Here is a 22,331-nt window from a genome sequence, read left to right as displayed (position 1 = left end):
GACAATCCAACCTACATATCAGCGGTGCCAGCCCCTCGCGGAGTCATAACTGCATTCCAGTGCGCCCGTTCCCGGGGCAATGCCGCCGCCGGACGGGAAGTAGATGGCGCCGAAATCCGCCCCTTCGGCCTCGATTCGCCTCTGGGCCCAGGTCTGGGCGGCTTCCAGGTCTTCCTCGGGGATGGGTTCCCGGGTGCGGTGGCCCCCTGGGAAATGGATGTCCAGCTGATACTCCCCCGGCTGAGACGTACCGGGGTGATGGCTCGGATCCTGCTCATCACGCCTGCTGATGAGGACCTGGGCGGAGGCGTGCAGGATGGAGGACTCGCTGGCCGTGTTGCCGTGCTCCTGCTGTTTCATCCGCAGGCCCGAGACGACGCTTTCGACGGTGTCTTCCGTGGTGACGATGTACGAAGAACTGACGTCAGCCTCTGAGCCGCCGACGCTGTTCAGGTGCTGTCCGAAGTGTTCGGAGCTGGACTGGCTGGAATTCATGCGCCCTCCTTGAGGGGTTACGCGGCGGGTGCCGTCCGTCCACCCTAGACCCACAGCGGCGTCCGAACCGGTAAAGCCGGTATGTTTCCCCCGCGGGTCTTTCCCGCCACGATGCGACGTCGCAACAGGGATGCCTACACTGTAGACGCTAAGCGTAGACTGTCGTTAGCAATGTGCCTCCCCTTCAGGGAGATGTCAGTGAAGGCACGGATAAGGAGGGAAGACTATGACCCCGGCAGCAAAAACGACCACCGGCCCGGCATCCGGCCAGAAGCCACGGCTCAACCAGGAAATTGTGTTGTCCACGGCCTTGGCGCTGGTGGACGCAGAAGGGCTGGACGCACTGACCATGCGCCGGCTGGGGCAGGAACTGGGGCGCGACCCTATGGGCCTTTACCGTTACGCGGCCAACCGGGCCGCACTGCTGGACGGAGTCACGGAACTGGTCCTGAACGAGCTGGACGTCGTGCCCGACCACCCCGACTGGCAGGTCCAACTGCGACGCATTGCCCACGACCTGCGGCTGCTCGCGCTCCGACACCCCAACGTCGTCCCCCTCCTGGTTACCCGGCCCCTGTCCACGCCCCTGGGCCTTCGACCTGTCGGCACACTGCGACCCCTGGAACAGATCCTGTCGCTGTTGAGTGCTGCCGGGTTCGCACCCGCCGATGCGCTGCACGTCTACCGCGCCTATTACGGGTTCATCTACGGCCACATTCTCAACGAACTCCAGGAACTCATCGTCGATGCCGATGAAGACGAAGCACTCCTCCGGTTGGGCCTGCACCGTCTGCCCGCCAAAGAGTTCCCGCAGCTGCGCGCCCTCGCCCCGTTCCTGGCTGATTACGACGGGGAAGCCGAACTCGACGAAGGCATCAGCATCCTCCTCGCCGGCCTTTCCGCACGCCTCGCGGACCCCAAAAAAACCACCCAGCCCTGACCGCAGAGCCAACGCAGGGGGTCGGTTTTGCGGGGGTGGGAAACCGTACGTTTGCTTCCCCTTCGCAGCGTCGGGGACGTCCGTTGAAAGATAAGTAAGCTTGCTTGTTATGTAGTCTACGTGTAGTGTCTACATTGTAGAGAAGTTGTTGACATGGTTTCAGTAGAGGGATCAGAGTCTGCATGGCCGCCTCGGCCCGCTCACCCCGACCTCAGGAGAACCACATGACTGCAGCCACCCAGAACGAACACTCCAGCACCGTCCGCAACGCCAACGACATCAGGATCTCCACCCGGACCCTTGAGTTCGCCGTCTACGTTGCCGCGGTTCTTGCCACCATCATCACCGCTGCAGTTGTCGGGGACGACGCCAGCGAAAACGGCGTCGACGTCTTCAACGCGAACGACGCGATGCGGTACATCACCTTCCTCACAGTCGGTTTGATGGTGGCCCGCGGCCTGGCCAAGGCCGGCAACCGCGTTCACACGAACAACGCCTAACAAGCCCTTCCCGCCCGCCCGGCGGGGACGTGACGGATCCTGGCGCGGCCCCTTGGGGGTGCCGCGCCAGGGCTGTCCTGTCTTACCTGTATTAGCCTGCCTCAGCCGAAGTGCTCCGGCAGTTGGCTTGTTGTCCCGTGCAGGGCATCGAGCCTGAAGCCGCTATAGCCCCATGGCGGACCACCGCACCTTGTTGAGAAGGACCAACATGGCACAGTCACAGTTCGACCAATTCCTCCAAGAAGCCACATACCAGGACCCGGAGTCCGACGCGACTCTTGAGGGTGACGCCTTTTACGGCCTCTACACCAGCTGGTGCTTCGTGACGCAAAACAGCCCACAAACAGAGCGCATCTTCCGTGCGGCGATGAAAGAACGCCTCGGTTCCGGGCGCAACGGCCTGCGGATGACGGGCCCTGCCGCCGCGGACTACCTCCTGAACAGCTACCAGGCTGTGGTCTGAGCCGGCATGAGCATCCCATCGAACAGTTACGTCCCCCGCGACGTGCACCAGCCACACGGGAAACGCCCCTGGTGCGCAAACTGCGACACGGACCAGCACCTGAGGGTTGATTCACCGGCCCTCCCGGGCCCGCAGCCAGACACTCTCGTGCTTGCGCTCCGCTGCTCCCGCTGCGACCGATCCAGGGTACTGGAAACCACAGCAGAGCATGTCGCAGCAGTTACTGCACCCAAATCCGTGGACCAGGACGTGGTTCATGGCAGCGAAGGATACTTTCACTGCGGAGAACCCATGGCCCGACCCGGGCCCCGGACCGAAAACACGGTCCGGACATTTCCCGGCCACGACCAGTCCGACACTGAAGCCTCCCTGGCCGTCTACCTCGCCACCCAGGTCCTGCGCTGCCGGTGCGGGTTTCAGGTAGAACTGCCCCGCTGACCCACCCAGGCCCTACAAGGGCCGGACAAGAAAGGTATCCCGAATATGACTAACAACATCCACCCCGCTGCGCCCCACACCACTCCCGCCTTGCGGGAAGACCGGACTGGCATCGAGGACCTTGACCTCACACCGGAAGGCCTCGCCGGCACCCCGGCCCACCAGGAAGACCCGGACAGCATCGTCCATACCGGCAACAGCTAAGCACCCCAGCTGAACCAAGGACGCCCGTCAGCGGCAGGTATCCCGCTCCTGGCCGGAAGCGGCGGGACCGCCAGCAGCACTATCCGCTGATTCCCTCCCGGACACCTGCCTCTGACGGGCACCACTGGTAAACAGCCGCAACGCATAAAGATCAAGGAGCGCACCATGTCCACTGCACGGACCTTTGAATCAATAGTCATCATCTTCAACCCCAACAGCACCGGCGACGCACCCCAACTCGCCGAGGAACTGCGAACCAGGCTCGCAGAACTTCTTCCCTACGCCGCTGAGATCCGGCTGCAACCCACGGATCATGCCGGCCACGCCGTGGAGCTGGCCCGTGATGCTGCCAGCGGCGGCAGGGACGTGCTCGTTGTCTCCGTCAGCGGGGACGGGGGCTACAACGAAGTCGTCAACGGCGTCATGCAGGCCGGCAACCCCAAGGCCGTCTGCGCCGTGATGGCCGCCGGGAACGCCAATGACCACCGGAGGACCACCGGCACCCAGCCCCTGGAGGAAGCCATCGCAGCCGGCGTCGTACGAAACATCGACCTCCTGCGTATCCGGGCAGGCCACGACGAAGACGCCCCTGCCCAGTACGCGCATTCCTACATAGGGTTCGGCTTGACACCGGTCATGGCCATCGACCTCGAAAAAGGCAGCAAAGGCGCCCTGAAGGAAATGCTCTCCGTAATGCGCACCTTCTCCAAATTCAAGCCGTTCCAAATTCGCCAGAGCGACGGCAAACACCGGAAGTTCGACAGCCTCGTCTTCGCCAACATCCCCGAAATGGCGAAGTACGCCACCCTCAGCCAAGCCGACGACAAGCTCGCCGACGGCAAATTCGAAGTCATCACCTTCCCCCACCGGCCCAAGTGGCGGGTGCTCCTGACCGCGCTGAAGGCAACCACCCAAGGACTCGGCGACCAGCCAAGCGTCAGCAACTACCGGTTCACCACCCTCAAACCCATCCCCTACCAGATCGACGGCGAAGTTAAATCCGTCGATCCCAAGACACCAGTCATTATCGAGTGCGCACCAGCGGCCCTCGCCACACTCGGGTAGGCCCAGCAGCCACCCGATGACCAGAATGAAAGGACAACCGGTGAAAGCCGCAACCGCCGCCATAGATGAAGCAGGACACGAACCAGCCGCAGGGGTACTGTCCTGGCTGCGCCAGCCCTTAACGCCACGGATCGTCACTACAGGGTCCCTGACCTCTCACGTGCACTTCCTGGCAGGCCCTCCCGGCGGATCAGGTCCTGTCTTCGTACTGCTCCACGGCATCGGGATGTCCCACCGCTACTACCGCAGGCTCCAAATCCTCCTCGCCCGGCACGGGGACACTTACTCAATCGACCTGCCGGGTTTCGGCGCAACACCAAGACCTGAGCGACAGCTCAGCGTCCCCGACTACGCCGCCGTCATCGCTGCCACACTCCAAAAGATGGGTGCCACCCGCGTCGTGGTGATCGGGCATTCGATGGGAACCCAGTTCGCGTCAGAACTCGCCGTTCAGCACCCGGACCTGGTCTCCCACATCGTGCTCCTGGGCCCAGTCGTGGACCCGGCGCGCCGCACAATCCGTCAGCAATCCATCGCGTTGAGCCTTGATTCGCTGATGGAAAGCCCTGTAGGGAATGCCATCGTTTTCACCGATTACGCCCGCTCCGGACTGCGCTGGTACCTCACCGAACTTCCCGTCATGATGTCCTACGACCTCGAAGCGCGCCTGCGGTTGGTGACCCAACCCGTCCTGGTCATCCGCGGCTCACGGGACCCGGTAGCGCCCCGGCCCTGGTGCCAGAAACTGGTCGCCGCCGCCCCGAACGGGCGCTTCCTGGAAATACCCGGCAAACCCCACATCGTCCAGCACGGTGCTGCTGCCCAAACCGCCGCCGGCATACTCGCCCTCACCCACACCTAAAGATGACTCTGCGACCGGAAAATGTCCCACCTTCACAGCTCCTGCGAGTTACCGCGTTCGCCCGATGGATGGCCACGAATGGCCCCCTCCGTCGAGGTATTGCTGATCGAGGGCCGCTGGCCGGACCGGTAGGCAGACGCGATAACTGGTTCGAGTTCGTCGATGACCGTACGGTTCCCCGGGAGGACCACGTGGGCGAGAAATTCTGATTCGAGCGAAGCAACCCCTGCTGCCGCCGCTGCGAGTTTGGCGTCTGTGGACAGGGCGAAGGCGTGCCAAAACCTGCGGGCAGCTATCTCCTGGGCTTTTGCCGTAACTTCCCGGCCGTGGACCTTCGGGAGCTCACCCCGGAGAGGGGGGATTCGGTCAGGCTGCGGTAGAGAGATGACGATGCGGAACTGCCTTCCGCCGGCCGTGAATGCGATGGCGCTGAGCCGCTCACGTTGACTGAAACGTACATCTGTCGCCCCGAAGTCCAGGAGCGCACGCTCGATATGTTCCCGTGAATCCTCAACGCTGAAGGAGTCACCACGGGTATAAAAACTCCGGGTTTCAAAAGTCGCCATCGTCCAACTATGCGCCCCCAGAGCGCCCTTCGACTGCTTCAGCACATAGACCGAACGAAAAAGCTATAGGAACGAATCGCCTGTAGTACTCCAGGTGAAGTGGGCCCGGCGGGCCTAGGGTTGGTGTGTCCACACATGCCGCGCGGCCCCGGGGAGAGTGCATGAACTTCAAACAGTCCAGCTCCGAACAATGCATGCTGTATCTGAAAAGTCTCGGTGGTTCAGAAGCTGACCTCACCAGACCTGCATGCCGGGTCAGCCCTGAAGACACAGTGGAAACCGTAACCTCAAGGTTGAGGATGGAGAAGTACGCGCATGGCAGTTACTTGGTGGACCCTTCAATTCTTCAGGCCTCCGCGCAGGTCCTCATCGGAAGGCGCGACGAGAGCGAACCCGGCCATCAGTCCGAAGATTCCTAAGAAGGGGACTATCAGCTTCCCGGCAGCCGTTGGTGGAACGTGATGCCTCTGCCCCCACTGGAGTCAGTTCACACGTGGCTGCCGGCCAGTATCTACATGAACTCGTCCCGCCAAGGGCGGCACGGCCTCGGCTATGCCTCCCCGCGGGCCCCTGGCTGGAAAGGGAATCTGCCGCTTGAAACTTAGCTTTCCGGGCATGCCGTCCACAATTTCGGCTGAGCGAGCGGACTGGTCAGGTTCCCCCGTTTTAAAGGGGTAACGTGACGGCCAGATCGTCGGGCCGGGGTTCGATCGACCGAATGGTTCACCACCCGAAGTCAGGGCCTTCAAAGGCTCCAGCCAGTGCTTCAGCCACCCCCAAATCCACACCTGACTATGTCTAACGGTTATCACCTGATCCATTTTGGTCCGCACGCCACGGCCCGACTGCGGGCCAGGCTCGGGCAGGTAACGCGGATGTATGGTTGTGCTGACGAACAGTTTCCGCAGGTCCAATGCGAGGAAGTCGCTAGGTGCAAGTGTGAATGAGTACGAGGCCTCGCTGGTCATCAGGTCCGGAGCAGAGCTCCTCTCGTCGGCCTCTTCTGATCCTCGCTCTGAGGAAGGCTACGCTGCGGTCAAGGGCAATATTGCGGAAGCACTGGAGCGCATAGCGGAAGCGCTTGCGAACTTTGAAGCGGGTTCGGGAGCGACCAGCCGCTCTACCGGCTGGGTCCAGGACCTTCACCGCGTAGCGGACGACTTGGCGGAAAAGCAGGGCTAAAACCCGATGAAAGCGACTGGATTGACGGTGCGCCAAGGCGGCAGTTTCCGCGTTCCCGGCTGATGGTGGCCGCGGCAGCAATTACTGGCGTGGTATTTTTCCGGTCATCGGGACACTGGCACTGCTGCTGCGGCCCGATGGCAAGCGCCCGCTCCCAGCCTCGTTAGCGGGTTCCACCCGCCCAGCGTTTCCGCTCCTCCCCACCGCCCGCGGGCAGTTCCCGTCCGGCCGGAAGCTTGCGCTGCTCGGAGTGCTTCGTATCCCCGAGGTCCTGCTAGGCAGCCTCCTGTATCGTCAGAAGTCAGGAACCTTTCGGTTCCACCACAGGAGCGATCATGGCTGACAAATCCCCCCGTCAAACAGCATCCAAGAAGTCCGACAAATCCCTTAAGGAAAAGCGCGCGGACAAGAAGGCCGCGTCGGCATCCGCCGGTGCCCTCGACAAGGAGACCGCCACCAAGTCGGCGAGCCCGAAAAAGAAGTGACAAACACATCGAACCGGCTCATCCTTGGAGTTTTGGCCGGCACCCGGAAGACTGACGAGCGGCGCCTGCCCATCCACCCACTCCATGTGGACCGGATCGCCCGGGAACTGCGCCGGCAGCTTATCTTTGAGGAAGGCTACGGCGAGCGGTTCGGCGTTTCGGACGCCCACGTGGCTGTGCAGGGAGTGCGCATGGCCCCGCGCGGCCAACTGCTGGCCGACGCCGATGTCGTGCTTCTGCCAAAGCCCCAGCCTGAAGACCTTGCCGAGCTGCGTGAGGGCCAGGTCCTCTGGGGCTGGCCGCACTGTGTCCAGGACAGGGCGATCACTCAATTGGCGATTGACAAAAAGCTCACGCTGATCGCTTTTGAGGCGATGAACCACTGGGCCAGCGACGGTGGCTTTAGCCTGCACGTGTTCCACAAGAACAACGAGCTGGCCGGGTATTGCTCCGTGATTCACTCCCTGGCCCTTACCGGCTCCACCGGAGACTACGGGCGCAGGCTCAGCGCGGTCGTCATCGGCTTTGGCGCCACCGCTCGTGGCGCCGTCACCGCCCTGAATGCGCACGGCGTTCATGATGTCCAAGTGCTGACCAACCGAGGTGTTGCAGCGGTTGGATCGCCCATCCATTCCGTGCGGATGGCGCAGTTCGATCACGACCCCCAGTCCCCGTTTCTCAGTGAGGTGATTACTGAGCGTGGCCGTGTGCCGCTGGCGCCGTTCCTGGCCGAGAGCGATATCGTGGTCAATTGCACCCTGCAGAACCCCAATGCGCCGCTGACCTACCTGCGCACCGAGGACCTTGGCGCGTTTCGTCCCGGCAGTTTGATCGTGGACGTATCCTGCGATGAGGGCATGGGTTTCAGCTGGGCGAAAAGCACCACCTTCGCCGAACCCATGTTCACGGTCGGTGACCATATCGACTACTACGCCGTGGACCACAGCCCTTCCTACCTCTGGAATTCGGCAACCTGGGAAATCAGTGAGGCGCTGCTGCCCTTCCTGGAGACCATGGTGGCTGGCCCTGACTCATGGATAGAGAACGACACCATCCGGCGGGCGATCGAAATCCGTGATGGAGTCATTCTTAACAGCGAGGTATTGCAGTTCCAGCAGCGGGCACCGGAATACCCGCATTTGCCACTTGGCCCCTAGCGGCTCCAGCCCTCTGGACCGTAGACCCGATACAAAAGGACAGCAGACTGCGCGCATTCCGCCCAGCTAATCCTAAACGTGGTGCAACGCTCTGCCTGGTAGTCCGGTTCTACGGAACATGTTCTCGGCTGGTTGCCCGTGAGTGGCGAAGGCTCCATCAGGTCGCTGACTGCGTAACGGCCCGACAGAGGGCTAATCAAACGGGCTGATCAGCACTGAGGTTCATGAAATCCAGGCCAGGGGGGAGGCCTGGATGTCATTCAACCTGAACCAGCATCGCGGCAGTGATGCCAGAAATCCAAATCGGCCCTCCACGGGCCGGTACTCCCGCCGACGGCGCTCAAGGGCTGCAGGAAGCCGTGGGCCTTGAGGACGTCCACTGTCTCGTCGTCCGCGGGCCGGGTCAGCCAGGTGTGAACCTGGGTGATCGGCCGGCCGTCGACGCGATCACTATCACCTTGGGGGCGACGGGCGGCACCGCTGCTCTTCTTCCGGCAGGGCGTCATCCGCAATTGTCCAGACACCGTCTGGACAATTGCCCTTGTGTGGCAGCCGGGAGACCGAACGTACGGGGTTGCTCCGCCCATCCGGAAAATCCGCCACAGATCGGTGCACAATCCCCGAGTCGGCCCCTGGGTAATCAGTTCCGCTGCCCACAGCCGGGGAAAAACCTGATGGGTTATCCACGGCTACTGCTGCCGAGGGAGCTACCCCAATGGCTCCCGAATTCCAGCCGTGGATAACCCGGATTGACCCCAACTATGGACTGCTTGCCTCCCGGGGTCCGATACGTTCGGCGTTTCCCTTGAGATTTACTCCCAAAGCCAAAACTTCTTCCTGATGGTGCAGAGTTTCTGACAGGGCAATGGTTCTTAGGGAATCCGGTTGGGCTCTCGACTGCTAGCGTTAATTTATGGCAAAAAAGACAGTCGTGCTGCTGGAAGACGATATTGATGGTTCGGAAGCGACCGAGACCTTATCTTTCGCTCTCGACGGCAGTGAATACGAGATTGACCTCAACGATGGCCACGCGAGCGAACTGCGTGAAGCCTTGGCCCGCTTTACCAACGCCGGACGCAAAGTGTCCGGCGGACGCGGGCGTCCCGCAGCCCGTACCAAGTCCTCCTCCCAAGGTGGCCCGGACGCCAAAGCGGTGCGGTTATGGGCGGTTGAGAATGGCATTCCGGTAAATACGCGCGGTCGGATCCAGGCGGAAGTCGTAGAAAAATACGAAGCCGCTCACTAGAACCAGAACAAAATAGAAGTCAGGGCTGGAACCTATAACGGGTTCCAGCCCTGATTTGTTGGGTCATAGGTCATTTGCGGTTGTCCCTGTCAAGCAGGAATAGTCCGAACGTCGGGGAACCATCCTGTCGGGGCCTTTTTGGGCTCCAGATGCTCGGGGTCGCGGTGTTTTTGCATATCGCATTTGTAGAAAGGTCCGCGTGGGTCGAGGAGCACGCTCATGTGGTGGTCAGCGTGGTCTTTGAACCAGACGCTGATGCCAGTGGCTCCGTCGAGCCTGAGATGTTCCCAGGCCCGCCAGAGAGCTTCGACCCGGGAGACTGCTTCGGGGTGGAAGTACCATTCGAGGCACCATTTTGCAGCGCGGCCGTCGACATCGCGGACGTAGGTGGGCAGCAGCTGTTCATGCAGGAACTCTTCGGCAGAGCCGTAAACCAGCTGCAGGGCCCGTTGTTCATCGGCTTTGGCGCCAGTGTCCTCTACGTCCGCGCTGGAGGCTTCACCGAAGCGTCCGATATCGATCGTCATACCCTGCTCCCCTACCCGGTCACCCATGGATTTGTGGGCGGCGCCGCTGCCACCGGTACCGGTTCTTTCTCCGGCCGCGGGCTGTATTTCTTGATGGATGCTTCCACAGCGTCCTTGTGCGGGCCTGTGTACCAGGGCATGGTCCGCACCAGGGTGGCGGGTGCGCCGGAGGCGAGGACGACGGCGCGGCCGCGATCGAGTTCGGCGAGATTGGAGACGTCGAAGATCCGCTCCTTGGACTCCTGCCGGGAGCGGCTGGACCCGGACTTCCCGGAGGAGACGGAGACGTTGATGTAGCTGTAGTCCCCGACCAGGTCGGAGAGGGCGCGGAGGAAGCCTTCTTCGGCAACACCGCCGCCGTAGACCTTGACGTTCGCGGCCGACCAAATCTTCCGCATGTTCGCCTCACCCCAGAGCTCGACGCCCTGGGACCAGGACTGCAGGATGCCCATCACGATCAGGCCCTTGGAGCCGTAGTGGCTGAACTGGTCCGGCAGCCCGGCCCAGCGAACCACGTTGGCCAGCTCATCCAAAGCGAACAGCGCCGGCTTGGGCAGCCGGCCGCCGCTGCGCTCGGCCCGTTCCTCCATCGCCTCGGCGATCGCCACGGTCAGTGCCGTGGTCAGCGGGGCGGCGGAGCCGGCCCCTTCCTTGGAGAGGATGTAGATCGTCTCCTGTGACCCGGCGAAGGCGTGCGGGTTGAACTGCCGGCGGGGATCCGTGGCGACGCTTACGCACCCGGTCGGGGCGACCCAGCGGAGGGTGTTGCGGCTCTTGAGGCACTGGATCATCTTCTCTGCAGTGCCGAAGATACCGTCGCGCTGCTTGTCGGCCAGCTTCAGCGTGGACTCCAGGCCTTTGTACTGAAGCTCGTAGTCATGCTCCCGGAGGATTTCGATGGGTTCCTGGCTGACCTGCTCAGTCACCCACAGGTAGACCTGCGTGATCGGCAGCCCGCCCAGTGCGGCCGCGAGGAAGTACGAGGAAAGAATGTCTTCGGCTTTGGGGTCGAAGTAGGCATCCGGCTTTGACCCGGGCACGCGGGAGCCGACCGCGAAGTGCTGGGTGAGCTTGTACGCCTTCTCTTCGTCGGTGACGTAAGACAGGGGGTTCCACCACCAGTCCGGTTCTTCCTGGGCGATCTTCTGCGGATCGAACACCCACACCGGGGCCGTGGCCTCCCGGACGCCACGGGTGCCGTCCACCACGTCACGCTTGTTCGACGTCGAGACCACCGCGCCGGGAGCGTCCAGGATCGCGGGCATCACCCGGGAGGTCGATTTGCCGGTACGGGGTCCCCAGATGTCGAGGCTGAGGTCTTCCCAGGACTGGACGAACTTCTGGCCGGTGGAAACCACCTTGCCGACAACGATGCCGGGGTTGTCCTTGATGTCCAGCCGTTCAGCTTTGGCGTGGGCACCCTTCTCAGAGAACGCAGCCAGGGACTTGCCCCGGCCCAGGTAGCGGGCGGCCTTGTCCACGCGGGCACGCTTGGACGCGCCCTGCCGCCACGCCACCAGGACGACGACGGCCAGGGCCAGGATTAGGCAGGCCATGACGCAGACGACGACGGTGGACTGGGCCGGCCAGGGCACCTTGCCCTTGATGAGCCCGGCGACCAGGTCAATGGGGTGGGCTGGCGGGGCGTCGATGCCTGCCATCCACGAGCCGATGTGTGCGGCGGCGTAGGTGCCGCCACCGAAGACGACGATGAAGCCGATGGCCAGCCAGACGAGGATGGCGTCGCCGAGACCCATGCCTTTGCGGTTCGGTGCGCTCACAGGGAACCTCCTTCAGTTGGCAGGATGGCTGCGGCAGGGTCAAGGATCGGTTCCGGGGATCCGTGCCATTTCCCGTCGGTGTCGTTGACCCCGTCGGGGCCGTGCTCCACGGAGGTCAGGCCCACTTGGACAGGGATCCCGGGACGGCCGCCGACCTTGATGAGGAACTTCCCACGCCCTGGCGGTTCGACGTCAACACCACGGGAGTCCCAGGCGGGCGGGTCCTGCCAGGAAATGAGCTTTTGCTGTTCCTGCCGGGACAGGGGGATCGCGGAGGTCAGCAGCGGCATCTCGGAGGCGGTGGCGTCCGGCAGGCGTTCCCTGTCCGTGACGGTGGCGGTGACGACCATGCCGAAGTTCACCAAACCGGCGCCCTGGGCTTCTTCCTGGGCGGTCTGCGCAGCAGAGCGGGCATCCACCAGTGCCCGTGCTGTGGGACGGGTGCCGGAGGTGATGCGGACGTTGGCGTTGTTCTGATCCCGCTCAACGACCGTTGCGGCGCGGGCCGAGTCCATCGGGCGGTACAGCAGGGAGACGCGCTTGCGGTCAATGTCCCCGTGCGGGGCGAGCAGCCGGGACAGGACCGATGAGTTCACCGAACCGCGGGGAGCCCCCGTCATGGTCCAGGAAGCCGAGAACGCGGAGTCGTGGCGGTAGTCGTCCCAGCTTGCCTGCGTCGCGGTCGGGCCGACCTCGCCCCAGGTCAGGGACACCGGGGTGCCGGCGGCATGGGCTTCGTCGATGATCAACGCTGCGGGCGGGTCGTAGGCGATGCGTACTACCTCGCAGAGTTCCTGGGCGGACATGGGCCGGGAGATTCCGGCGCCGGTGGATTGCAGCCGTGCCGACAGGCCCGGGATCCGGGAGGCCAGGTCGCGGGCGACGTCTTCCGGGGTGCGCTTCTTGGACCCTGCACGCAGGGAAGCGTTGAAAGTCAGGGACACCCAGGCGCGGACCGTGGCCGATCCTTCCGGGTAGGTGTCGACGACCTCATGGAGCATGTCCTGTGCGAACTGCGGGGCGTCCGGATCGATGTTCATCATGACCTCATTCCGCAGCCGATAGCCGGAGTCCGGGGCGGTCTCAACGGTGACGGCAGCGGCGTCCAGGCCGGCCTCGTCGGCGAGCCCGGCGAGCCAGCCGCCCCAGTTCGCGACCCAGGCATCGACCTGTTCGGGGTCCACGAGGGACGCCCCGTCGGGTTCGGTGGAGAAGATGATGGTGAAGTGGCTGGTGGCCGGGACGTGCAGCATGGCGAAGGGGCGCTTGTAGGAGTCGGTGAACTCGTACAGCGTGGACTTCGCCGCCAATCCGGGCAGCTGGTACATCCCCCACTCGGTTACACCCAGCGGGCCGGAACGGTAAAGGTTGGTACCGGAGGACTTCGAGACCTTGAACGCCAGGCGAATACCCACACGATCCACTACTGACAGGCCGTGTTTGTCCTTCACTGTCAGCAGCAGCGCGCAGGCGCCAGCAACGGCAAGGACCCCCAAGCCGACGAACAGGCCCCAAATGGCGAAGCTGACGATGCCCAGCAGGAGGCCGACCATCACGATGCCGGTGCCGATAGCGCCGAGGTTGCCCAAACCGGCTGAGCGCGGAACGCGCCAGTTCCCGTAGGACGGTTCCTTGTATTCGGTGTTAATTGCTGCCACTGGGGCCCTCCCCCGTTGAATCCTGCGCGGTCGTCTTGATTGCCTCGGATGTCCTCGACGCCACCTGCACGCCTGCGGCTACGGCCATGCCGGTCGGACCCGTGGCTGCTGCTCCTGTCGCAGCCCCAGCACCTCCGGCCCCTGCTGCCGCCCCCGCTTTGCCCGAGGTGCCAGCGGCGCCGCTCGGACCCGAAGAGCCAGGCGTTGGCTGCCCTCCCCCACCGCGGGGGCCTGAAGATCCAGAACTACCCTTGGGCGAATTGCCTGTGTTCGTGCTCGTTGTGCTGCTGGTGCTGGCCGGAGTGGGCGCTGCGTTGCCCCGTCCACTGCCAACCCGGCCCATGGACACAGCCCCCGTGGCAAGGGCACCCACGGAGGCTCCTGCCGCTGCCCCACTGCCAGCGGCAACGGCTCCGACCATCGGCGTGACGAACCGCATCAGAGCTGGAAGGGCGAACAGGGCAACGATCATCAACGTGAACCCCGTAATGGAGCCAATCAGGGCATCCTTCCCGCTGGTCTTGCTCATCAACAGGAATGCGACCGAATACACGATGGCGGCAGCCGGCTTATAGAGGATGAATGCGATGGTCCAGCCAACTGCCTTCTGGAACCACTGCCTGCCCATCTCGGTATTCGTAAATGCGGCTGTCGTGGGCAGGATGCCGGCCAGGATCACCAGCATGCCGCTGCGGACGACCATAAGAACGATCTGGACCAGGGATGCAATCAATCCAATCAAGCCAAGGACGATGAGGATGAAGACGGCGTCGCTTGTGTGAATAGCCACGATTTTCTGGAACGCGTCGGCAAACCCCTTACCGTCCGTGGATCTTTCGATGATGGCGCTGGCGAAGGCATCCGCGGCGATCACCAGAATCGAGATGACCCCCAAGCCCAGCCCCGACACGAAAGTGAGCGTGAGCAGCGAACGGAGCAGGTCCTTCAAGGGTGCCCCACGCTGTTCCCAGATCATTCGGATCCCTCCGAGGATCACGGCGAGAACCGCCAACGCCAAGGTCCAGGGCATCAATTCGCTGTTGACCGCAGAAACAACGGGGCTTGGTGTGCTCCCGTCCACGCTGGCCAGGTTCACTGTGGGCATTGAGACCCAGAAGGTAGACAGTGTTGTCACCATCTGGCTCAGGCCCTCCATGATGACCTTGGCCAGATTGTTGATTGCGTCGTCCGCGATCCCCGCGGCAACTTTGCTGGCACCCTCTTTACCCCAGCAGGCCACATCCCAGACTTCGCATGCTTTTTCCGCCATGTCAGACGCCAGCCCAAGGGATAAACAAACTTAGGTCACTGATCTGGCGCACCATGCCTCCCCCGGCGGCGGGCATGTCCAGTTTCCAGTCGCCGTTTTCCCACAGCAGTGACGTTGAGAGAGCGCCGTATCCGCCATCGTTGCTTTTGAGCGCTAGCTCTACTACTGCTGCTTCGGGGCTGTACGAATGGATGATGAAGCCGGCGATCTGAACCTTCGGCGACGCCCCGCCACCGACATCCTTGCCTTCCTGTATGGCGTGTACCGCTTTGTCCCGTGAGGGGCTGTCAGCGGCCAGTTCCAGGTAAACCTGTTTTGCATAGCCGTTGAACGACGCCGCCCAGATGTTCGCCGTCGCGTAGAGAGCTCCTGTCGGGGACTGCGCAAAGCAGGACCTCAGCCCATCCGTGCCGACCTTTCCAGGACCTGCCGTTGACGGCTCTGCGGGAACAGCCATGGTTCCTAGCAGCTCCCACTTGGACTGAGGTGCTGCTCCAAGTGCGGTTTCGCTGCTAGCGGGAAGTCCGCAGACACTTTTGTTGGCCCCAGCTGAAGCACTGGGGCTGACAGTGGCTGAACCGCTGGTTTCTGCCGGGGCAGGCGCGGGCTGGGCGTTGCCCTGTCCTTTGGGGAGCAGGAAGATGATGATGGTTGCTGCGACCAGCGCGACGACCAGCACTGCGGCGGTGAGGAAGCCGGGTTTGGTGAACGGATTGCTTTGGGTGGTGTTCTCTGTTGACTGGTTCATACGGAACCTCCCGTTGATGGTGCTGGTTTAGACGAAGGCGCGGACGATGCCTGCGGCGCCGGTGATGATGATGCAGCCCATGAGGACCCAGCCGAGCTTGCCGATTGCCTGTGCGCCTTCACCGCGTTGGAGCTGGATGACCATGCCGATGCCGACGATGATGACGCCGAGGACGCCGAGGACCAGGCCGATACCGGAGGCCCAGTTCAGGATGGTCAGCAGGCCGCCGGCCTGCGCCGGGACGACGGGGGTGGGGTTGGGAATGACGCTGGTTGAGAGTGCAGTGAACGTGTTCATGGTGAGACCTTTCGGTGGTTGCTTGCTGTGGCCAGGGCGGTCACGTCGGTAATGAAGCGCTGGTATTCGCGGGCGGCTGGCAGTGCTGTGGTGTCCTTGTGCCGCCAGGCGTCCACCCAGGGCAGAGTCCAGGATCGTGGTGCTCCGCCGCCTACGAGGGCGGTGAAGTCCCGGAGTGCTTTGGGTGTTTTTCCCGGGGCGTCTGCCAGGGCGGCGAGGCCGAGCAGGTCGACCTTCGGGGTGGCGCCTGACACCCATTGGGTGAGTGCGTTCCTGGCTGTTGTCAGGCCCCTCATGTCTGCGCGGCAGACCAGCAGCACCTGCGGCTTGCCGCCGCCGGGGAGGACCGGCCAGCAATGGTCCGTGGAACGGGCAGATTCGATGAGGTCAGTGATCCGGCTTTCACCGGCTCCGCCGTGGGTACCGACAACCCAGAGACGGGCTGTGCCGGCCATGGTGCGGGTCGCCAGCCGGTCTGCCGCGTCTGGCTCGACCATGCCCCGCAGTGGTGTGCTGATGGCCGCCGGCGGTGGGACGGCCGCAGTCCTGGTTTCCTCGGCCGGTTCATCGGTCGTGGGGCGGGTAACCCAGGGGTTCAGGGTCTGTTGCATGGTTCCTCCTCTCAACTCTCAAGTTCCGTGGGGATGTTCTAGAAGCCTTTGGCGACGGCGGCCGCTGCCGCGAGCCATACGCGCTGGGTGGCGGGCTGGAGCGCTTCGTAGCGGATCGGCCCGTTCACTAGGGCGGGGTCGTAGGGGATGCGGACGACGGCGCGCACGAACGGCTCGAAGCCGTCCGCGATCCGCTGCGCTTCGGCTTTGGCGCGCTTGAGGGCATCGCCGGTCATGCTGCGTTTGGCGTCGGTGGATTCGGAGACGATCACGACGGCGTTGCGTGCCAGCTCGGCGTCGTGGCCACCACGGGATTCGAGGGTCTGCAGTGTCAGCCGGGCTGCTTCTGCGCGGTCCTCGATGGCGGTGACGGGGACGACGAGCTGGTTGGTGTGGTCGATCATCCGCCGCCAGTTGGCGGCCCGGGCGGTGTTGCCGGAGTCCATGATGACCAGCCGGTAGTACCGGGTGAGGACCTGGTGGGCGATGTCCACTTCCTCTGCGGTGACTTCGTGGTCGCCTTCTTCGTTTTCGTCCGAGCGCAGGACGTCGAACTTGTCGGCGGTCTGGTGGTGGACGAACTTGGCGATCTCGGCCGCGTTCGTGGATGGGGACAGCAGTTCGGTGGAGGAACCGATCAGGTCCAGGACGCTGCGGTCGTGGGCGCCTTTCTCGGTCCGCCATCCCAGGGTGCCTTGGGATTCGTTGTTGTCCCAGGCCACGGTTGCTGCGCCGCTGTAGCGGGCAAGGATCGCCGAGAGCATCACGACCGTGGGGGTCTTGTTGGCCCCGCCCTTGCGGTTGACCACGGCGATGGTGCGCGGGCCGGGCCAGTGCTGGCTGACAGTTCGGATGTCCTCCCGCTCGGACAGTTCCTCCTCCGAGGGGTCCATCCGGAAGCCCAGGCGGGTCAAGGTCCCGCGCCAGCCCTGCGTGGCCGGCTCCAGCACCGGGGCGCTGACCAGGAAGGAGGTCTCCTTCAAACTGCGTAGGGTCACCGGCGTATCGGTTGCAGCAGTCTGCTGCGGCGCCTCATCGTCGGCCGGAGCCACGTCCTCGGCCAACGCGGTCTCGGCGGCAAGGGGCGGCCACGGTTGGCGTTCCACCGTCGGCCAGGCAGGTTCAGGCTTCACCGGCGTTGGCGCTGGAGTGGCGTCGATAACTTCGGCGCAGGCCGCAGGGGGCGTGCTGGCGGGTGCGGCGGTGCGGCGGCGGGCTGGGCGGGTTTCGTAGGAGACGGATTCGACGTTGCCGCCCGGGTGGACGATCAGTTCGCCGTGGCCTTCGGGATCCTCGATGCGGACCCGGACGGGGCGCTGCAGCGTCCTGGCTTCGGCCACGACAAGGGCCAGGGCGTTGTCGCGCAGGTCCTGCAGGGTCTCCCCTGCCGGGACGACGCGGGAGTTTCCTGCGACGACGACCTCGGCGGTGCCGTTGTCGCTGATGATGGCCTTGATGTTCGGGAAGGCCAGGACCTCGGTTGGAGTGGTGCTCATGAACCTGATTCCTTACGTTGACGGGTTGGTGAAGTGCGGGCGATTAGGACGTGGGCGGGGTGAGTCGGTTGACCTTCCACGGGGCTTCCGGGCCGGTGCGGAGCAGCTGCACGGTGTAGGTCCCGGCATCGGTGGGCACGGCTGCCATGACGCCGTAGCCGTTCGCCTCATCGATCGTCAGGGTGGCGGGGCCGGTGACCCGCGTGGCGCGGATATTGGCCGGATCCACGGCGGAGTAGTCGGCGGTTGCCTGCGGCGTGAGCCAGCGGGCCAGGTCGTTGGCCCACTGCTTGTCCTCCACGCCCGGGCGGGCGAAGTCCGCCATGGCCTTCTGCGCGGTGTCTACGGCGGCGTCCTTGCTGGCTTGGTCCCAGCTGATGCCGATGGTGGCCGGGACGGTGCCGTAAGGGGCCTGCGGCCCGCTGCTTGCGCTCAGGGAGACAGGTGCCGAGGCATTGGCGGCCGTGCTGCTCGTCGGGACCGGTGTGGTGTTCGCTACGGGAGCGCAGGCCGTGCACAGCAGCACCACCACCGTGGCCAGTGCCAGGGATTCTTTCACTTCTTCTCCTCTTGGATGGGCAGGTACAGGAAGGCTGACGGGACCGTGTTGCTGACCGTCCGGGTGTAGTAGTTGTGGTCATCCGGCGGCGGGTTGCCGTTGTATCCCTCTTCGACGTAGGTCCCGTTGTCCTTGACTTCCTTGACCACGGCGACGTGGCCATAGGTAGGGTCCGCTCCCCCCGCACCGGGCGCGTACCAAACGACCGCGCCGACCCGGGGCGTGTTGCCGGTGGCCCAGCCTTTGGCGTCCCAGCCGGCCTTCCACGTCAGCGCCGAACCCAATTTCTGACCGTCCGGGCGGAAGGTGCCGTTGAGGAACTTGAACGGTGCTTTGGTGGAGCCCATCTGCTGGTTGACCCGCCACAGGGCAAAGTCCACGCATTCGCGGTGGAACATGCCCAGCGGCGACGCCACCGCTGGGCCCGTCCCGGCCTGCACCCAGGTCGGTGAGTTCTTCCACGGGTAGTCATCCCCGGCGCCGGACTGCCCCGGGATAGCGCAGCCGCTGCCTTCCAGCGAGAACTTGCCATCCGAGAGTGCCTGAACGAGTTTCACGGCCTCGGGCCAGTACTTCTGGTAGTGGTAAGGATCGGCGTTGCGCTGGACCTTGTTGCCGGCAATGGTCGGCTCCAGCAGCTCCCAGCCATCCACCTTGTGCAGCGCCCTGATGAAGTTCGTCGCGCTGATGGTCGGGTCCATCCGATCCGCGTACGTTCCCCACGCACCGTTCCCGCGCTGCTGGAACAAACCCCGTGAATCCGGTCCGGCCACGTCGCCGCGGTCCAGAACACGCAATCCGGACTCCCCCAGTGCGACCATGACGCTGATCATCTGGCCCTTCACGGGCAGATTCAGCGCCTTGCCGGCACCCATGATCGCCGCAGCGTTCTTCAACTGCTCCTGGGAGTAACCATCAACCTTGGTATCGCCGTTGATCGACACCGAGACTGTCGGGCCGCAGTCGGCAGCGGCGCCCTTCGCCGGGGCAAGGAGCAGGAGTATGGAAAAGACCAACCCAAACACGAGGCCGGGGACCACGATCAGCGCCACGAGGCCAAGCGGCTTCCGCTGCATCACGATAGGTCCTGACCGTGACAGCGGGCGTCGAACCGCAACCTGGTCATCGTGCTTTCTCCCAACTTGAATCTGTCTTCACCTGATGGCGTCTGACTTCTGCCTCGAGCGTACCGGTTAGTTAAACTATCCGCTACGGTGTTGCTATGCGAGCACACACGTGGGTACGGCAAGATTGCAGGTATGCCCAGGTACGCCCACCCGAAGACCACAGCTCATTTGGAGCCGGTCATTAACGCATTCGGAAACCTGACGCGGGTGGCCATCATTGGATTCCTGGCGCAGAACGGACCTGCCACGCGCGGAGAGGTGGCAGCGGGCCTCAATATCGGAGTCGCGACGGCGAAGCATAATCTGCAATTGCTTACCGAGGAGGGGATTACCATTCAGGATCCGCCGGCCACTGAAGAGCGCAATGGAATGAGGGTGCAGTACCTGCTGGCACGGGACGAGGTCCAGAGGCGCTACAGGCTTCTTGGCGAAGCTATAGGTGTCGTTTCCGAGGGCGGATAGACCCCTCGTCCCACTACCTCTGTGGTCACTGTTGGCCTTGTGATGACAGTCAGGACGGGCCGAAGAATGGCTTTTGGCGGTCGGGAGGTAGCGGGGCATGCACCAATCCTACTGAAATTATTTCAGTAGTGAATTTGTTTCAGTCGTGCGTGGTGCCTTCATGCCGCGACCGGCCCGGGAGATTTCTGAGGGCCTCAGTGACTGCGCGGACAGCGTCGATGTTCACTTCCCCAAGGACGCGTGCAGCAAAATGTTCGACCTCTGAAAAGCGCAACGCCTCGATAAGGCGAAGCTCGGCTTCCACACGCTCGGGGACAGGGCCGCTGCGCTGCAGCAAGTAGTCGGGGTCCACGTCAAAGAAATACGCCAGAGCTTTCAACAGCTCGGGGTCCCACCGGTTATCGGGAGAGCCGGCCAGGAGCCGATGCCACCGGGTCTTCGTCAGATTGAAGCCCTGTTCAGCCAGGCCGGCTCGGATCTCGTCATAAGTGAAGCTGGCGGCATCCTTGGCATGCACGATATCGAGAAGGAGTTGCAGCTTGGACGCCAAGACCTCCCGGTCAGTCCTGCTGTCAACGGGGTTGGTGCCCTCAGTCATTTTCCCTGCTCTCGGAGCCGCATCAAGCCGTTCGTAGTACCGGTCTGCTGTTCCAAAACTGGGGACCCTGAACGTTCAGAAAAAATACTATGTCAATTCAGAATCAGCGCGCAGGCCGATCCGAATACAACAAGGCCTGTTACGAACCCGGCCAGCACCTGGGAGAGCGTGTGATCCTTCAGGTACACCCTTGACCAGCACACCAAAGGTGCGGCAATCACGAACGGGATTGACCAGACTCCGAACAATATGGCCGAGGAGATCGTCGCTCCTCCAAGCGTCATGGCATGCCCGGACACCTTCCAGAAAGGGCTGACGATAATCAGTGCCAGGATGCCGCCGAGAATGCCGGCAATCAAGGCCCACGCGGTCACCGGAGTGTTGATCAGTGTCAGAATTCCGCAGCCAACAAGGGCCGATCCCAGCGTCCACAACATCACCGGGCGGCGTTGCTTCTTGTCCCCCACATGGTGATCCGTGAGTTTCCCGCGGCGGGCCAGAATCACCACCACCAGGAGCGGCGCCAAGCAGATCGTCACAGCGGCCACGAGCCCAGGGAACAGGGCGCCGAACCCTCCCCCGTCACGCACTGCAGCAAGAACGAGCAGCAGCGAAAGAACGAGAGGCGGCTGCGCGACCTCCGTTGAAAGGCGCGCCAAACGCTGCATCACCGAAGGGGTAACGACTGCGAATTGGGTGTCTGTAGCCACCTAGATTTCCGCCCTTTTCCTAAGCTCCAGCCCAAGGGGCTCGAATGTGTTGGCCAGCCGCCGCTGAGCCAGGACAAGCGCCCTATCAGCTGGCGGGGAATAAGCTGCTTGCCGGCCCGCGGCACGAAGGTCACCGATGGCAATGACCAAGGTGTACAGCCGATCGGCGGGGCGAGGCCCCAAGGCGTCCGCCGCAACCGACAACCGCGCCTCCGATACCTTGGCGGTGCTTCTTACGGCAGGGAACTTGCAATGGAGCACGAGGATCCAGAAACGGTCAACGAGAGCCAGTCTGCGCCATAGCCGCACCATTGGCGGTATGCCTAGTCCTAGCGACGTGAGCAGGATTCCGCTGTAGAAGAGGGGTGTAAAGAGCCCGTGCGTCACATCGGTCGCGGCACCCTGGTGGCCGAGGAAGCGCAGGCTCATGTAGATGATTTCATCGACACAGCCCAGGACCATGAGGCCCATTCCGGTGCCGACGACTGTGGCGCTTGCGCGTACGGTGCGGCTGTCTCGCGGACCAATGCTCACTTGCAGGACGGACAGGCCCAAGTCTCCAAGGATTGCCATGTAGATCGTGGCGTAACTATAGACCGCGGGCTGTTGAACGGTCTCGGGGACGAAGGCGTCCGTGGTGGGGACGAAGGACTGCAACGTGAATGGGATGGTTATGGCCAGCAGGAGAGCGCCGAGAAACAACGGCCTGCGCGTCACACGCTGCCTTGCTTCGGGTTCAGCGGACAGCGCGGTGAACACACCTTCCCGGACCAACCATACTGCTGCGGTCACAAGGAGGTTCCTCACCAGGTGTAGCCAGTTGGTCCCCCCGATCAGAGCGTCAAGGGTGCTTTCGGGGACGATTTGGCCGGTACAGAAGAGGC

At 63.3% G+C, this 22,331-nt stretch carries 26 protein-coding genes; 11 read left to right on the top strand and 15 right to left on the bottom strand.

All coding sequences use genetic code 11. The features are described 5' to 3' along the window. Window positions 1–18: 18 nt before the first annotated feature. The gene (locus J7I84_RS10980) at window positions 19–495 is read right to left on the bottom strand and encodes a hypothetical protein (RefSeq protein ID WP_214944404.1); all 477 of its coding nucleotides are present in this window, start codon (window positions 493–495) and stop codon (window positions 19–21) included. A 226-nt stretch (window positions 496–721) separates the two neighbouring features. On the opposite strand from J7I84_RS10980, the gene J7I84_RS10975 reads away from it, so the two are divergent. From J7I84_RS10975 to J7I84_RS10950, 6 genes are all read left to right on the top strand, one after another. Continuing rightward, window positions 722–1,435, top strand: a complete 714-nt coding sequence (locus tag J7I84_RS10975) for a TetR/AcrR family transcriptional regulator C-terminal domain-containing protein (RefSeq protein WP_214944403.1) — start codon at window positions 722–724, stop codon at window positions 1,433–1,435. A gap of 224 nt (window positions 1,436–1,659) precedes the next feature. After that, complete coding sequence (locus J7I84_RS10970; protein WP_214944402.1) at window positions 1,660–1,935, top strand: hypothetical protein; 276 nt, start codon at window positions 1,660–1,662, stop codon at window positions 1,933–1,935. 208 nt (window positions 1,936–2,143) lie between these two features. Next, complete coding sequence (locus tag J7I84_RS10965) at window positions 2,144–2,398, top strand: hypothetical protein (protein WP_214944401.1); 255 nt, start codon at window positions 2,144–2,146, stop codon at window positions 2,396–2,398. Window positions 2,399–2,881: 483 nt separating this feature from the next. Continuing rightward, the gene (locus J7I84_RS10960; protein WP_214944400.1) at window positions 2,882–3,040 is read left to right on the top strand and encodes a hypothetical protein; all 159 of its coding nucleotides are present in this window, start codon (window positions 2,882–2,884) and stop codon (window positions 3,038–3,040) included. Between the two features lie 165 nt (window positions 3,041–3,205). Then, the gene (locus J7I84_RS10955) at window positions 3,206–4,105 is read left to right on the top strand and encodes a diacylglycerol kinase family protein (RefSeq protein WP_214944398.1); all 900 of its coding nucleotides are present in this window, start codon (window positions 3,206–3,208) and stop codon (window positions 4,103–4,105) included. 40 nt (window positions 4,106–4,145) lie between these two features. After that, entirely contained in the window at window positions 4,146–4,967 is an 822-nt protein-coding gene (locus J7I84_RS10950) for an alpha/beta hydrolase (RefSeq protein ID WP_311381124.1), read from the top strand. Between the two features lie 32 nt (window positions 4,968–4,999). On the opposite strand, the gene J7I84_RS10945 is transcribed toward J7I84_RS10950, so the two are convergent. After that, window positions 5,000–5,533 carry a hypothetical protein gene (locus tag J7I84_RS10945; RefSeq protein WP_214944396.1) on the bottom strand — a complete coding sequence of 178 codons (534 nt, stop codon included), beginning with the start codon at window positions 5,531–5,533 and terminating at the stop codon, window positions 5,000–5,002. A gap of 939 nt (window positions 5,534–6,472) precedes the next feature. Between J7I84_RS10945 and J7I84_RS10940 the strand changes: the two genes are divergently transcribed. From J7I84_RS10940 to J7I84_RS10925, 4 genes are all read left to right on the top strand, one after another. Beyond that, complete coding sequence (locus J7I84_RS10940; RefSeq protein ID WP_311381123.1) at window positions 6,473–6,715, top strand: hypothetical protein; 243 nt, start codon at window positions 6,473–6,475, stop codon at window positions 6,713–6,715. 335 nt (window positions 6,716–7,050) lie between these two features. Continuing rightward, a complete protein-coding gene (locus tag J7I84_RS10935) occupies window positions 7,051–7,200 on the top strand; it encodes a hypothetical protein (RefSeq protein ID WP_214944392.1) in 150 nt (49 codons plus the stop codon). Next, window positions 7,197–8,357, top strand: a complete 1,161-nt coding sequence (locus J7I84_RS10930) for a N(5)-(carboxyethyl)ornithine synthase (protein WP_214944390.1) — start codon at window positions 7,197–7,199, stop codon at window positions 8,355–8,357. Before J7I84_RS10935 ends, J7I84_RS10930 begins: the two co-directional genes overlap by 4 nt. Before the next feature lie 913 nt (window positions 8,358–9,270). Beyond that, entirely contained in the window at window positions 9,271–9,603 is a 333-nt protein-coding gene (locus tag J7I84_RS10925) for an Lsr2 family protein (RefSeq protein WP_214944388.1), read from the top strand. An 89-nt stretch (window positions 9,604–9,692) separates the two neighbouring features. On the opposite strand, the gene J7I84_RS10920 is transcribed toward J7I84_RS10925, so the two are convergent. Genes J7I84_RS10920 through J7I84_RS10870 form a run of 10 tightly spaced genes read right to left on the bottom strand, consistent with a single transcriptional unit; the run spans window position 9,693 to window position 19,626 of the window. Next, entirely contained in the window at window positions 9,693–10,130 is a 438-nt protein-coding gene (locus J7I84_RS10920) for a DUF4913 domain-containing protein (RefSeq protein WP_251046474.1), read from the bottom strand. Between the two features lie 11 nt (window positions 10,131–10,141). Continuing rightward, the gene (locus tag J7I84_RS10915; protein ID WP_214944384.1) at window positions 10,142–11,911 is read right to left on the bottom strand and encodes a type IV secretory system conjugative DNA transfer family protein; all 1,770 of its coding nucleotides are present in this window, start codon (window positions 11,909–11,911) and stop codon (window positions 10,142–10,144) included. Beyond that, window positions 11,908–13,569: an SCO6880 family protein gene (locus tag J7I84_RS10905; protein WP_311381122.1), complete on the bottom strand. Its 1,662-nt coding sequence runs from the start codon at window positions 13,567–13,569 to the stop codon at window positions 11,908–11,910. The genes J7I84_RS10915 and J7I84_RS10905 overlap by 4 nt, the downstream gene beginning before the upstream one ends. Continuing rightward, window positions 13,556–14,839, bottom strand: coding sequence for a type IV secretion system protein (locus J7I84_RS10900; protein ID WP_214944382.1), 1,284 nt, complete (start codon window positions 14,837–14,839; stop codon window positions 13,556–13,558). The genes J7I84_RS10905 and J7I84_RS10900 overlap by 14 nt, the downstream gene beginning before the upstream one ends. 1 nt (window position 14,840) lies before the next feature. Beyond that, window positions 14,841–15,587 (bottom strand): hypothetical protein, encoded by a 747-nt coding sequence (locus J7I84_RS10895; RefSeq protein WP_214944380.1) that lies wholly within the window; start codon window positions 15,585–15,587, stop codon window positions 14,841–14,843. A 27-nt stretch (window positions 15,588–15,614) separates the two neighbouring features. Continuing rightward, a complete protein-coding gene (locus tag J7I84_RS10890; RefSeq protein WP_214944378.1) occupies window positions 15,615–15,884 on the bottom strand; it encodes a hypothetical protein in 270 nt (89 codons plus the stop codon). Then, window positions 15,881–16,495 carry a DUF6668 family protein gene (locus J7I84_RS10885; RefSeq protein ID WP_214944376.1) on the bottom strand — a complete coding sequence of 205 codons (615 nt, stop codon included), beginning with the start codon at window positions 16,493–16,495 and terminating at the stop codon, window positions 15,881–15,883. The genes J7I84_RS10890 and J7I84_RS10885 overlap by 4 nt, the downstream gene beginning before the upstream one ends. 38 nt (window positions 16,496–16,533) lie before the next feature. Further along, window positions 16,534–17,991, bottom strand: a complete 1,458-nt coding sequence (locus J7I84_RS10880) for a chromosome partitioning protein ParA (RefSeq protein ID WP_214944374.1) — start codon at window positions 17,989–17,991, stop codon at window positions 16,534–16,536. A 43-nt stretch (window positions 17,992–18,034) separates the two neighbouring features. Further along, window positions 18,035–18,550, bottom strand: coding sequence for a hypothetical protein (locus tag J7I84_RS10875; protein ID WP_214944372.1), 516 nt, complete (start codon window positions 18,548–18,550; stop codon window positions 18,035–18,037). Continuing rightward, window positions 18,547–19,626 (bottom strand): CHAP domain-containing protein, encoded by a 1,080-nt coding sequence (locus tag J7I84_RS10870; protein WP_214944370.1) that lies wholly within the window; start codon window positions 19,624–19,626, stop codon window positions 18,547–18,549. Before J7I84_RS10870 ends, J7I84_RS10875 begins: the two co-directional genes overlap by 4 nt. A 183-nt stretch (window positions 19,627–19,809) precedes the next feature. On the opposite strand from J7I84_RS10870, the gene J7I84_RS10865 reads away from it, so the two are divergent. Further along, the gene (locus J7I84_RS10865; protein WP_214944368.1) at window positions 19,810–20,139 is read left to right on the top strand and encodes a helix-turn-helix transcriptional regulator; all 330 of its coding nucleotides are present in this window, start codon (window positions 19,810–19,812) and stop codon (window positions 20,137–20,139) included. Between the two features lie 139 nt (window positions 20,140–20,278). On the opposite strand, the gene J7I84_RS10860 is transcribed toward J7I84_RS10865, so the two are convergent. The 3 genes from J7I84_RS10860 to J7I84_RS10850 all read right to left on the bottom strand — a co-directional run bounded on the left by J7I84_RS10860 (window position 20,279) and on the right by J7I84_RS10850 (window position 22,239). Then, window positions 20,279–20,737 carry a hypothetical protein gene (locus J7I84_RS10860; RefSeq protein ID WP_214944366.1) on the bottom strand — a complete coding sequence of 153 codons (459 nt, stop codon included), beginning with the start codon at window positions 20,735–20,737 and terminating at the stop codon, window positions 20,279–20,281. Between the two features lie 92 nt (window positions 20,738–20,829). Next, the gene (locus tag J7I84_RS10855; protein ID WP_311381121.1) at window positions 20,830–21,447 is read right to left on the bottom strand and encodes a phosphatase PAP2 family protein; all 618 of its coding nucleotides are present in this window, start codon (window positions 21,445–21,447) and stop codon (window positions 20,830–20,832) included. Next, window positions 21,448–22,239, bottom strand: coding sequence for a hypothetical protein (locus J7I84_RS10850; RefSeq protein ID WP_214944364.1), 792 nt, complete (start codon window positions 22,237–22,239; stop codon window positions 21,448–21,450). Window positions 22,240–22,331 lie beyond the last annotated feature (92 nt).

It is taken from the genome of Arthrobacter sp. ISL-85, assembly GCF_018613675.1.
Classification (GTDB): Bacteria; Actinomycetota; Actinomycetes; order Actinomycetales; family Micrococcaceae; genus Arthrobacter.
Note: the sequence above shows the minus strand (reverse complement) of the source record. Positions and strands in the feature narration are given on the sequence as shown.